Source organism: Amycolatopsis sp. FDAARGOS 1241, from assembly GCF_016889705.1.
Classification (GTDB): domain Bacteria; phylum Actinomycetota; class Actinomycetes; order Mycobacteriales; family Pseudonocardiaceae; genus Amycolatopsis.
This window is the reverse complement of the sequence record NZ_CP069526.1, coordinates 7754193-7766731: the sequence shown is the minus strand read 5'-3', so window position 1 is coordinate 7766731 and position 12539 is coordinate 7754193. Positions and strand designations below refer to the sequence as shown.

Here is a 12539-nt window from a genome sequence, read left to right as displayed (position 1 = left end):
GGTCGTCCGGTCGGGCCGACCCCCGACTTTCGACAGGGGTCAACGCTGCCGTCGGGTGGTGTGGCGGGTCGGGGTCGCGGTGGCGGGGTCCTCCGGCCACGGGTGCTTCGGGTAGCGGCCGCGCAGGTCGGCGCGCACGGCGGCGTAGCCGGTGCGCCAGAACGACTCCAGGTCGGCCGTCACGGCGGCGGGCCGGCCTGCGGGGGAGAGCAGGTGCAGGAGCACGGGGACGCGGCCGTCGGCCACCGTCGGCGTGGCGCCCCAGCCGAACGTCTCCTGCAGTTTCACCGCGAGCACGGGCTGGTCCCCGGTGTAGTCCACGCGGTAACGGGAGCCGGACGGGACCTCGAGCCGATCGGGGGCCAGTTCGTCGAGCCGCGCGGCTTCGGGCCACGGCAGCAGCCCGCGCAGGGCAGCGCCGGCGTCCACGTTCGCGAGATCGGCGCGGCGGCGGGCGCGCGACAGATCGAGCCAGCTGTCCACTTCGGACAGCAGGGTGCCGTCGTCGACCGCGGGCCACGGCTCGCCGAGCACTCCGTGCAGGAACGCCAGCCGCTCGCGCAGCCGGCGGCCGTCGTCGGTCCAGCGCAGCAGGCCGAGCCCTTCGGTGCGCAGGCCGGTGACGAGCGCGTCGTGGACGAGTTCCGGTGCCGGCGCACGCAACGGGCGCTCGGCGAGCACGATCGCGCCGAGCCGGCGCACGTGCCGGGCCACCACGTCACCGTCCCACGCGACCTCGTCCACTTCCGACAGCAAGGCGGGCGCCGCACGCACGGCGAGCTTTTCGTCGGCCACGGCGGCGAGCCGGATCGCGCCCTGTGCGCGGCCCGGGTCGCGGGTCGCTTCGCCGACCGCGAGCCATTCGGTCACGCCGATCCCGCTGCCCGCGGGCAGTTCGGCCGCGGTGCCGCCGGCCATGAGGTACACCGGCGCGGTACCGCTGCGCCGCCGCGCGAGCCGCTCGGGGTGGGCCAGCGCGACGATCAGCGCCGCATCGGGTTTTCCGTGCTGCGCCGGCGACTTCACCAGTCCCGTGAGCCGGCGTACCTCGGTTTTCCACCGCCGCGCCGCGTCGTCGGTGCCGCCGCGCAACCGGCGCAGCTCGGCCTCGACGTCGGTGAGCTGCGCGCCGGCGTCGAGCAGCGCCACGACTTCGGCGGCCGCGCGGGCGCCGACGGCTTCGGATCCGTCGAGCAACGCGCGGGCCAGCCTCGGGTGCAGGCCGAGGTCGGCCATGCGCCGCCCGCGCGGGGTCACCGTGCCGTCGGCGTCCGTCGCACCGAGCGTGACCAGCAAGGCGCGGGCGGCCGCGAGCGCGCCCTCACCCGGCGGGTCCCACCACGCCAGGCCGGTGCCGTCCGGAGTGGACCAGCAAGCGAGTTCCAAGGCGAACCGCGCAAGCTCGGCCGTGCGGATCTCGGGCTCGGGGTAGGCGGGCAGCGTCGCCTGCTCGTGCTCCGGCCAGCAGCGGTACGCGCGGCCCGGCGCCTCGCGGCCCGCACGGCCGGCGCGCTGCTCGGCCACGGCCGCGGACACCCGCACGGTCGCCAGCCCAGCCAGGCCGCGGCGGTGGTCGACACGCGGCACCCGCGCGAGCCCGGAGTCCACGACGGCGCGCACGCCCGGGACCGTCAGGCTCGACTCCGCGACGGCCGTCGCCAGCACCACGCGCCGCCGGTCGCGTGGCCGCAGCGCTTCGTCCTGGCGGGCGGCGCTGAGCCGGCCGTGCAGGGGCAGCACGTCGGCCTCGAGCGAACCCAGCAACGAAGTCGTGCGCGCGATTTCTCCGGCGCCGGGCAGGAACGCGAGCACGTCACCGGCTCCTTCGGACAGTGCGACTCGGACCGCTGCCGCCACGCTCTGCTCGACCCGCGCGCCGCGAGCGGGCGCGCGGTAGGTGAGCTCGACGGGGTAGGTGCGGGCGTGCGCGGTCACAACGGGCGCGGCGCCGAGCAGCTGGGCGAGCCGGCCGGACGCTACGGTGGCCGACGTCGCGAGCAGCCGCAGGTCGTCGCGCAAGCCCGCGCGGACGTCCAGCAGCAGCGCCAGCAACAGGTCGGCGTCGAGGTGGCGTTCGTGGCACTCGTCGAGCAGCACGGTCGACACCCCGGTGAGCTCGGGGTCGTTCTGCACGCGCCGCACCAGCAGGCCCGACGTGACGACCTCGATCCGGGTGCGCGCCGACACCTTCCGGTCACCGCGCACCGAGTAGCCGACGGTCTCGCCCACCCGTTCACCCAGCAGGGTGGCCATGCGCGCGGCCGCCGCGCGGGCGGCGAGGCGCCGCGGTTCGGCGACCACGACGCGACCGCCGTCCCGCTCCAGCGCGAGCGGTACGAGCGTCGTCTTGCCGGTGCCGGGCGGCGCGACGAGGACGGCGGTGCCGTGGTCCGCCAGCGCGGCCAGCACGTCGGGCAGGACCGCGCGGACCGGGAGGTCGGGCAGGTTCTCCAGCGCCATCACTGCTCGGTGATCTCCGGCGGTTTCGGCAGCGGGTAGTCCGACGGGCCGATGTTGGCCTGCAGCGACCTGAGCCATGCGCCGCTCGAGACCATCTTGCGGATCGCGTCGTCCACGGCGTGCCGGCCCTCGGTGTCACCCTTGCGCAGGCCGACGCCGTAGCGCTCGGTCGAGAACGGGTGCCCGACCACGCGCAGCAGCTCGGGATCCTGCGCGACGTACCCGGCGAGGATCACCGCGTCGGTGGTCACGGCGTCGACCTGCCCGGCGAGCAGGGCCGTGACGCAGTCGGGGTAGCGCGGGTACTCGACCAGCTGCACGGCCTGCGCGAACTTGTCGCGCACCTGCTGGGCGGGCGTGGAACCGGTCACGGAGCACAGCCGCCGGCCGTTGAGGCTCTCCGGGCCGGTGATGTCCGATGAGGTGAGCCGCACCAGCAGGTCCTGGCCGGTGACGAAGTACGGGCCGGCGAACGACACCTGCTGCTTGCGCTTGTCGGTGATCGAGTACGTGGCGACCACGAGGTCGACGCTGCCCGAGGACAGGTCCGTCTCGCGCGTGGCCGGCGTGGTTTCGTGCCACGTGATGTGGGCCGCGTCCACGCCCAGTTCGTTTGCGACGAACTCGGCGACGTCGACGTCGAAGCCGGTGAACCGGCCGTCGATCGTGCGCTGCGAGAGGCCGGGCGCGTCGAAGCGGATCCCGATCGTGAGGTGGTCACCGTCACGCGCGCGTTTCACGAGCGAATCCGACCGCGTGACCGTGCCCGAACCGCAAGCCACGCACGTGACCAGCAGCAACAGGGCGGCGAACACCGCGCGAGCCCGCATGTCCCCCTCCTGTGCCCGGGTGTTGACAACTCACGAAGTTCTCAGGTCCGGCAGCTAGCCTAGGCGTGTGCGACGACTGTCCCAACCCGTGCTCGACACCATCGGCACGCTGGCCCGGCTCGGGCTCGCGGCCGTGTGGCTCATTTCGGGTGCCATCAAACTGGCTGACCCGGGGCAGACGTTCATCGCCGTGAAGGCTTACGACGTGCTGCCGCAGGAGCTGATTAGGCCGGTCGCCACCGCGCTGCCACTGGTCGAGCTGGTGCTCGGCCTGCTGCTGCTGTTCGGGCTGGCCACGCGCTGGGTCGCGACCGTGGCGCTGGTGCTGCTGGCCGTGCTCGTGGCCGGCATCGCCCAGTCGTGGGCGCGCGGGCTGAGCATCGACTGCGGCTGCTTCGGCGGCGGCGGCCAGGTGGCCGCCGGCCAGACCGCGTACCCGCAGGAGATCTTGCGCGACACCGGGTTCGCCCTGCTGGCCGTCTGGCTGCTGGTGCGCCCGCGCACGCTGTTCTCGGTCGACGGCTGGCTCGGCTGGGGCCGGCAGCGCACGACAGACGACACGAGCGCGGGGCCCGGGAGCTCCGCGCCGCTCGCGAACCGGGCGAGCATCGCTGAAGGGAAAGAGTGACCGTGGGTGAAGCAGCGCGGAAGCGCCAGCGCCAGGCGCAGGCCGCGAAGTCCGTGGCACAGGCGCGGGGCGCCGCGAGCGACCGCAACAAGATCATCGCCGTCGTGGTGGCGGTAGTGGTGGTGGCGGCCGTCGTCATCGGCGGGGTCGTGTGGATCAACTCGAACAAGAACTCGACCGAGGGGTCGGCCATCGCGGCGAGCACGTCGACGACGCTCGGCCCCGGTGTGGTGGAGAAGCTCGACGGCGTGGCCGTCTCCGTCGGCAAGCCCGGCGCCCCGAAGACGGTCGACATCTACGCCGACTTCCTCTGCCCGTACTGCAAGCAGCTGCAGGACACCTACGGCGCGAAGATCGAGCAGGCGGTCAACAACGGCCAGCTGACCGTGCGGTACCACATGGTCACCCTGCTCAACGACCGCTCCGATCCGCCGGGCTACTCGCTCGACTCGGCCAACGCGGCACTGGCGGCCGTCGCGTCGCAGAAGTTCACCGCGTTCCACGACTCGCTGTTCAAGAACCAGCCGGAAGAGGGCGGCCGCGGGTACGACAAGGCGCAGCTGATCAAGCTCGGCCAGGACCTTGGCATCACCGACCCGAAGTTCGCGCAGACCGTGAACGCGGGGACTTACGACGCGCAGATCCAGACGGCGTTCCAGCAGGCGGAGAACGACCCCAACCTGGCCCAGGACTTCCCGGGCGGGCAGCGCGGCTTCGGCACCCCGACCGTCGCGGTCAACGGCAAGGCCATCTCGGCCTCCGGCGACTGGCTGTCGGCCGTGCTGAACGGCACGCAGAGCTGAGCGCCTGATCCGGTAGTTCCTCCGGCCGGGCACGACCCCTCCTGAGTCTCGCGGCTCGGGGCAGGTCGTGCCCGGCCTTTTCGTCGCACCGCGATCCCGGTGACCGGTACCCGGTTTGTCCGCGAGGTCTGGACCACTTACGCGAACTGTGTATTAATTCAAGGCGTGAAGTTTGGTGGCTCGACGAGGAGAAACCGGATGCGCGTCGCTCGTTCGATCACGCTCGGGGTGCTGGCCGCGGCGCTCGTGGTGAGCGCGCACACGCCCGCGCTGGCCGGGAACAGCCCGGCGTACAAGGATCCGCGAAGGCCCGTGACGGTGCGCGTCGCGGATCTGCTGAAGCGCATGAGCCTCGACGACAAGCTCGGGCAGATGATGCAGGCCGAGCGCCTCGGCGTGCAGTCGCCGGCGGACGTGACGAACGCGCGGCTCGGGTCGCTGCTGTCGGGTGGCAGCTCGCAGCCCACCCCGAACACGCCGCAGACCTGGGCCGACATGTACGACGGGTTCCAGAAGGCGGCGCTGGCGACGCCACTGGGCATCCCGCTCATCTACGGCGTCGACGCGGTGCACGGCCACAACGGCGTGTACGGCGCGACCGTGTTCCCGCACAACATCGGGCTCGGCGCGGCACGCGATCCGAAGCTCGTGGAGAAGATCGGGCGCGCCACGGCCGAAGAGGTGTCCGGCACGGGCATCGACTGGGACTTCGCGCCGTGCCTGTGCGTCGCGCGCAACGACCGGTGGGGGCGCACGTACGAGTCGTTCGGCGAGGTGCCGCAGCTGGCCACGGAGATGACGTCGGTCATCACCGGCCTGCAGGGGCGGTCACTCGGCGGGCCCGCGTCGGTGCTGGCGACGGCCAAGCACTACGTGGGCGACGGCGGCACGACCGGCGGCGTCAACGAGGGCAACACGCAGCTCAGCGAGCAGGAACTTCGTCAGATCCACCTGCCGCCGTTCAAGGAGGCGGTGCAGCGCGGCGTCGGCTCGGTGATGGTGAGCTACTCGAGCTGGAACGACGTGAAGCTGCACGCCAACTCCTACCTCATCACCGACGTCCTCAAGAAGGAACTCGGTTTCGACGGCATCGTCGTGTCGGACTACAACGGCGTCGACAAGATCGACGGGCAGACCGGCTTCACGCCCGACGAGGTCGAGGCGTCGATCAACGCCGGCATCGACATGGTGATGGTGCCGTACGAGTGGCAGAAGTTCATCGACACCCTGCGCACCCTTGTGCAGCAGGGCAAGGTGCCGATGTCGCGCATCGACGACGCGAACCGCCGCATCCTCACGAAGAAGTTCCAGCTCGGCCTCTTCGAGCACCCGCTCACCGACCGCCGGTACCTCTCGACCATCGGCAGCAAGGCCCACCGTGACCTGGCGCGCCAGGCCGTGCGGGAATCGCAGGTACTGCTGAAGAACTCGAACGACGTGCTGCCGCTGGCCAAGGGGCACAACAAGATCTTCGTCGCCGGCAAGAGCGCCGACGACATCGGCAATCAGGCCGGCGGCTGGACCGTCGGCTGGCAGGGCACGTCCGGGCCGGTGATCCCGGGCACGACGATCCTGCAGGGCATCGAGAACACGGTGAAGAACTCGTCGACCGTCACGTTCAGCAAGGACGGCAGCGGCATCGACAAGTCGTACGACGTGGCCGTCGCCGTGGTGGGGGAGACGCCGTACGCGGAGACCAAGGGCGACCGGCCGGGGGATATGGGGCTGGACGCCACGGACCTCGCGACGTTGCAGAAGCTGCACGACGCGGGCGTGCCGACGGTGGTCGTGCTCGTGTCAGGCCGGCCGCTGGACATCGCGAAGCAGTTGCCGGACTGGGCCGGACTGATCGAGTCGTGGCTGCCGGGCAGCGAAGGCCAGGGCGTGGCCGACGTGCTCTTCGGCGACTACAACCCGACCGGCAAGCTGCCGGTCACCTGGATGCGCAGCGCCGACCAGCAGCCGATCAACGTCGGTGACGGGAAGCCCGCGTTGTTCCCCTTCGGCTACGGGCTGCGGTACCAGCACCGCGGCTCGTGGTGATCCACCCTTCCTCTCCCTCCCCCCACCCCCGGAAGGATCTGCCATGTCCGCCCCACGACGCCGGTTCGGGCTGGTCGGGAAAGCGCTGGCGTTCTTCGCCGCGTGCCTCGGCCTCGCCTACGGTTCCCCGGCGCTGACGCAGCCCGCCGCGGCGGCCACGCCGTTCAAGGTGCTCGCGTTCTACAGCGGCACGTACGACGCCGCGCACATCAGCTTCGAGAACGAAGCCCGCCCGTGGTTCCAGCAGCAGGCGGCGGCCAACGGTTACACGTTCACGGCCACCACCAACTGGAACCAGCTCACCTCGCTCACGCCCTCACAGGCGCAGGTCGTGATGTTCCTCGACGACCAGCCGCAGTCACAGGCGCAGTTCCAGGGTTTCCAGCGGTACATGGACGCGGGCGGCGCGTTCTTCGGGTTCCACGTGACGGCGTACAACGACAGCTCGTCACCGTCCTATGCGAACTGGTTCCACAACGAATTCCTCGGCACCGGCCGGTTCGTGTCCAACTCGTGGGGCCCGACCGCGGAGACGCTCAAGATCGAGAACCGCACGCACCCGTCGACGGTGAACCTGCCGGCGACGATCCAGTCGTCGGTGAGCGAGTGGTACTCGTGGCAGAACGACCTGCGGCAGAACCCGAACATCTCGATTCTCGCCTCACTCGACCCGTCGACGTTCCCGGTGGGCGACGACCCGTCGCAGACCTGGTACAGCGGGTACTACCCGATCATGTGGACGAACAAGAACTACAAGATGCTGTACGCGAACTTCGGCCACAACAAGATGAACTACGCCACGAACACGGCGCTGTCGTCGACGTTCGCGAGCCCCGACCAGAACCGCTTCGTGCTCGACGGCCTGCGCTGGCTGGGCGGTGCGACCGGTGACGGTGGCACCCCACCGCCGTCCGGCGGGATCTCGCCCACCGCGTGGTACCCCGTGGTGAACGAGGGGAATGGCAAGTGCGTCGACGCGCGCGCCGCCGGGACGGCCAACGGCACGGTGATCCAGCAGTACACCTGCAACGCCACCAACGCCCAGCAGTTCCAGTTCCAGCCGACGAGCGACGGCTACGTCCGGATCAACAACCGCGGCAACGCGGCCGAGGTCATCGACGTGACAGACGTGTCCACTGCGGACAACGCGGGCCTGCAGCTGTGGTCCTACAGCGGCGGCGGCAACCAGCAGTGGCAGCCGGTGTCGGAGGGAAGCGGGTACTACCACTTCGTCGCCCGGCACAGCGGTAAGTGCCTGACGGTGCCGGGTTCGTCCACCGCGGACAGCACACAGCTCGTGCAGGCCACGTGCAACGGCGGCGCGGCGCAGTCGTTCCACGTCGCGTGACCCGCGCAGGGTCGCCTTGACGCGGCGGCGGACCCGGCCCGGGAGGCCGCCTCGGGGCGTTCGCCCTGGGGCGGCCTTCTCGTGCGGTCCGGGGGATCGTGCGAGCCGGGTCTTTCGGCTGGGGTGCTTCGGGGTGGGTGCTTCGGATGGTGCTTCTGGCGGCGGTGCGGGCGGCTCGTCGCGCTGGGGCGCGACGTTGCGCCCGGGGTGGTGCGGAGGGCACCCCGATTTTTATCGTGACGACGGTCTGGGTCACCTTCTCAAGGCTGGAAAGCGTGCCTTGACATGGTGATCCAGACCGCGCGGAAGGCGGGGGTCGGGGTGCACGGCGGGGGCTGGGTCCGGGGTCCGTCGGGTTGTTGGGTGGTGGATCGGGAACGTGGGGCGGGGGCTGGGTGGCGTGGTGGGGTGCGTTGTTGGCGGTGGTTGTCCAGGTGGGCGAGAGTGGGGTGCTGGCGTGGCATGCCGTTGCGTTCCCTGGTCCCGTGTGGATAGTGGCCATGGGCTGAAGATGTGTGTGGCGAGATATCGCGCGTCGCACGATCGATGGGCGAAGAAAAAGGGGCACCTGCCTTGTCGGGCAGGTGCCCCGGTTGTGTGTGGGGCGGGCTCAGTCTCGTTCGATGGTGTGACCCACGACGTCTGGGCCGGGGTGGGCGTGGCCCGAGCCGTCGCGGCGGAGGTCGACCTCCGGGAGTTCGACGGGGTCGCCGTTGCGGGCGGCGCCGGCCGGGCGGGGGCCGATCCAGGCGACGCTGACGGAGGACTCGCCCTTGAGGAAGCGGTGCGCTCGCACGCCGCCGGTGGCGCGGCCCTTCGCGGGGTACTCGCTGAACGGCGTGACCTTCACCGACTGCCCCGTGGCGGTGACGACCAGAGGTTCGCCGTGCTCGTCGTCGTCCGTGCGGACGGCGCCGAAGAACACCGCCGACGCCCCCGCGGACAGGTTGATGCCCGCCATGCCGCCGCCCTTCAGGCCCTGCGGCCGCACCAGCGACGAGGCGTACCGCAGCAGCGAAGCGTCCGACGACACGAACGCCAAGGTCTCGTTGCCGTCCGTCAGCCAGGTGGCGCCGATGATCTCGTCGTCGCCCTTGAGGGTGATGATCTCGAACTCGTCGGATCGCACGGGCCACTCCGGAGCGACCACCTTCACCACCCCGGCGCGCGTGCCGATCGCCAGGCCCGGCGACCCGGCCGCCTGCTCGCCGAGCGGGGCGAGGCCGACCACGCGCTCACCCTTCTCCAGCGGCACCAGCTCGCGCGCCGCCATGCCGCCGCGCAGCGAGACCGTGCCCGCCTGCTCCGGCAGCACCGGCAACGGCAGCACGTCGGTCTTGAACGCGCGGCCGCGGCTGGTCACCAGCAGCACCTGCCCGCGCGCGGTGGTGTGCACCACCGAGGCGACGGCGTCGTGCTTCACGCGGCCGTTGCGCCGCCGCGTCTCCGTCGCCTCCTCCGACTCCGCCGCCGTGCGGGCGATGAGACCGGTGGCCGACAGGATGACCTGGCACGGGTCGTCGGCGACCTCCAGCGGCCCGGACGGCTTGGACGCCGCCAGCACCTCCTTGAGGTCCCCGTCGATCAGCGCGGTGCGGCGCTCGGTCGGGAAGTCCTTCGCGATCTTCGCCAGCTCGCTCGACACGAGCTTCTTCAGCACCGACTCGTCGTCGAGGATCTTCGTCAGCTCCGCGATCTCCTCGCGCAGCCGCTCCTGCTCCGACTCCAGCTCCAGCCGGTCGTACTTGGTCAGCCGGCGCAGCGGCGTGTCCAGGATGTAGGTCGCCTGGACCTCCGAAAGCTTGAAGCGCGTCATCAAGCCGTCCTTCGCGGCCTGCGCGTTTTCGCTCTCGCGGATGAGCTTGATGACCTTGTCGATGTTCAGCAGCGCGATCAGCAGGCCGTCGACCAGGTGCAGCCGCTCTTCACGCTTCCTGCGCCGGTAGCGGGTGCGCCGCGTGACCACGTCGTAGCGGTGCCGCAGGAAGACTTCCAGCAGCTCCTTGAGCCCGAGCGTCTGCGGCTGGCCGTCGACGAGCACCAGGTTGTTGATGCCGAACGACTGCTCCAGCGGCGTCAGCCGGTACAGGTCCGCGAGCAGCGCCTGCGGGTTGACGCCCACCTTGCACTCGATCACCAGCCGCGTGCCGTTCTCGCGGTCGGTGAGGTCCTTGACGTCGGCGATGCCGGTGAGCCGCTTCGACTTGTTGACCTCGTCGGTGATCTTCTCGATCACCTTCTCCGGGCCCACGCCGTAGGGCAGCTCGGTCACGGTGATCGCCTGCCGCCCGCGGCTGCCCTCCAGCGGCCCGGTCTCGACGTTCGCGCGCATCCGCACAACGCCACGGCCCGTCTCGTACGCGCGGCGCACCTCGTCCAGGCCGAGCAGCTTGCCGCCGGTGGGCAGGTCGGGCCCGGGCACGAACTCCATCAGCTTGTCGAGCGTCGCCGTGGGGTGCGTGATCAGCCACCGCGCCGCCGCGATGACCTCGCCGAGGTTGTGCGGGATCATGTTGGTCGCCATACCGACGGCAATGCCGGAGGTGCCGTTGACGAGCAGGTTCGGGTATGCCGCGGGCAGTACCGTCGGCTCTTCGAGGGAACCGTCGTAATTGGGCCGGAAGTCGACCGTGTCTTCTCCCAGCTCCCCGACGAGCAGCATCGCTTCGGGCGACATCCGAGTCTCGGTGTAGCGCGAAGCAGCCGGTCCATCGTCTGGGCTGCCAAAATTTCCATGTCCGTCGATCAACGGCACGTTCAGCGAAAAGTCTTGCGCCAGCCGCACCATCGCGTCGTAGATCGCGACGTCGCCGTGTGGATGGTACTTGCCCATGCAGTTGTGGACGGCGAATCCCTCGACTGTGAACTCGTGGTCGTCAGTGCCGACCTGGATATCGTAGGTGACGTCGGGCGCGACCGGTTCGACCGACACGACTTCCAGGAAGGAGAACCCGTTCAGCGCGTCGAGCCGGTCGGCGAGGGGCGACCCGATCCGCCGCAGCTTGTCGATCCAGCCGTCCTGATAGGCGCGGGCAAGGGGGAACGAGCGGTCGGCCAGCGCCGTGCCGTGGCGATCCTTGCCGTAGCGGACTTTCGCGCCGCTCACTGCCGGCAGCGAAGCACGGAATGCGGTGCCTTCGGTGTCGCGGAACCAGCCGCCGCCGAGGTGCGCGGCCGAGAACTCGGCCATCACGCCCTTGTTGGGCAGCCGGTCGTTGCCCTGCTTGCCGCCGTAGCCGTAGGCGATCTCCGCCAGGTTTTCCAGTGCACTCTTCTTGTAACCGATTTTGGTCCACGGCATCAGGATCCGGGCCAGTGCCGCGGCGTCGGATCCGCTGACCGACAGGCCGAGCAGTGTTTTGTGCCCCTCAGCCTTAGTGTTGGTCCAATGATGACCGTGGATGCCGAGATCCGCAAGCATCGCGTAAACCTGCCGAACGAGCTCTTCGCTCGTGCTGACGTAGACGATCTCCCGGTGGTTCTTGCGGACGTAGCCGTCGCCGTCGAAGATGCCGGCAAGGTAGGGCGCCCACACCGAGCGATCGGCCAGAACGGCTGCCGGGACGGTTTTCCCGTCGCTGAGCGGACTCCCCGCCTCGAGCAGACCATCGTGGCGGGCGAACGTGAGGATGTGCTGATCGCGCCATTCCGCCTTCGCCGCGGCACGCGTTCCCCGGGTCACGCCAACGCCGTTGGCCTGCGCCCACGCGTACACCGCGTCGAGCGGCTCGACGTCGCACATGTGGAGGCGGACGCGGCCGTCGGCCTCGCGGTTGCGGTCCACCGCGAACCCCTCGGCCGTGATCAGGCCGAGGAGATAGGCGTAGAGATCGCCACCCGGTTGGCGCTGTTCCCTGCGTGCGTTGCCGTAGGCGACCGTCCGCAGGCCGGTGAGGTCGCGCGCGGCCGTCCAGGTCAGGGTCGAATCATCAGCCACGGTGCGGAACCGCTGGCCGGGCGTGACGAGCATCGTGTGCCCGTTCGACCAGGTGACCCGGACGAGGTCGGAGGCCGGGTTCTCGTAAACCTCGGTGACCGGAACGGCGGTGCCGCGGCTGTCGAGCACGCGGTCGCCGATCTCGATCTCCTCGATCGGCCGGAGACCGGCCGGCGTGGAGACCAGTGCGCCACGCACGAAGCAGTCGCCGACGACGCGGGAAGACTTCACGTACGCGTGAGTCGGGCGGTAGCCGTTCTCGTTCATCGAGTAGAGGATCCGGCGGTGCACCGGCTTCAGCCCGTCGCGCGCGTCCGGCAGGGCGCGCGAGTGGATGACCGAGTACGCGTACTCCAAGTAGGAGTCTTCGATCTCGGTCTTCAGCGAGTTGTCGAAGACGTTCGCACCGGGGGAGTCGAACGCGCTCGGATCGACCTTGGTGGTGGTGCCCTTGCGGCGTGCCACGGCAGAACTCCTTGGTAGCTACGAA

The 12539-nt window shown here is 70.3% G+C and carries 7 protein-coding genes; 4 read left to right on the top strand and 3 right to left on the bottom strand.

Features of this window, described 5'->3' with window-relative positions; genetic code table 11:
- Positions 1–39 precede the first annotated feature (39 nt).
- Together hrpB and I6J71_RS37720 are read right to left on the bottom strand one after the other, a co-directional pair.
- Positions 40–2460: an ATP-dependent helicase HrpB gene (gene hrpB, locus I6J71_RS37725; RefSeq protein WP_204091226.1), complete on the bottom strand. Its 2421-nt coding sequence runs from the start codon at positions 2458–2460 to the stop codon at positions 40–42.
- Positions 2460–3290, bottom strand: coding sequence for a glutamate ABC transporter substrate-binding protein (locus I6J71_RS37720; protein WP_204091225.1), 831 nt, complete (start codon positions 3288–3290; stop codon positions 2460–2462). Before I6J71_RS37720 ends, hrpB begins: the two co-directional genes overlap by 1 nt.
- Positions 3291–3378: 88 nt before the next feature.
- Here I6J71_RS37720 and I6J71_RS37715 point away from each other — a divergent pair, with 88 nt between their 5' ends.
- The 4 genes from I6J71_RS37715 to I6J71_RS37700 all read left to right on the top strand — a co-directional run bounded on the left by I6J71_RS37715 (position 3379) and on the right by I6J71_RS37700 (position 8112).
- The gene (locus I6J71_RS37715) at positions 3379–3918 is read left to right on the top strand and encodes a MauE/DoxX family redox-associated membrane protein (RefSeq protein ID WP_204097431.1); all 540 of its coding nucleotides are present in this window, start codon (positions 3379–3381) and stop codon (positions 3916–3918) included.
- A gap of 2 nt (positions 3919–3920) precedes the next feature.
- Positions 3921–4721, top strand: a complete 801-nt coding sequence (locus tag I6J71_RS37710) for a thioredoxin domain-containing protein (protein ID WP_239154146.1) — start codon at positions 3921–3923, stop codon at positions 4719–4721.
- A 198-nt stretch (positions 4722–4919) separates the two neighbouring features.
- Positions 4920–6764 carry a glycoside hydrolase family 3 protein gene (locus I6J71_RS37705; protein WP_204091224.1) on the top strand — a complete coding sequence of 615 codons (1845 nt, stop codon included), beginning with the start codon at positions 4920–4922 and terminating at the stop codon, positions 6762–6764.
- Positions 6765–6807: 43 nt separating this feature from the next.
- Positions 6808–8112, top strand: coding sequence for an RICIN domain-containing protein (locus tag I6J71_RS37700; protein ID WP_204091223.1), 1305 nt, complete (start codon positions 6808–6810; stop codon positions 8110–8112).
- Between the two features lie 610 nt (positions 8113–8722).
- Here the strand turns inward: I6J71_RS37700 and I6J71_RS37695 are convergent.
- The gene (locus I6J71_RS37695) at positions 8723–12514 is read right to left on the bottom strand and encodes a DNA topoisomerase (ATP-hydrolyzing) (protein WP_204091222.1); all 3792 of its coding nucleotides are present in this window, start codon (positions 12512–12514) and stop codon (positions 8723–8725) included.
- Positions 12515–12539: the final 25 nt, after the last annotated feature.

Coding starts and splice junctions, on each gene's coding strand:
- I6J71_RS37720 (WP_204091225.1), bottom strand. CDS start 3,290: ATGCGGGCTCGCGCGGTGTTCGCCGCCCTGTTGCTGCTGGTCACGTGC.
- I6J71_RS37705 (WP_204091224.1), top strand. CDS start 4,920: ATGCGCGTCGCTCGTTCGATCACGCTCGGGGTGCTGGCCGCGGCGCTC.
- hrpB (WP_204091226.1), bottom strand. CDS start 2,460: ATGGCGCTGGAGAACCTGCCCGACCTCCCGGTCCGCGCGGTCCTGCCC.
- I6J71_RS37700 (WP_204091223.1), top strand. CDS start 6,808: ATGTCCGCCCCACGACGCCGGTTCGGGCTGGTCGGGAAAGCGCTGGCG.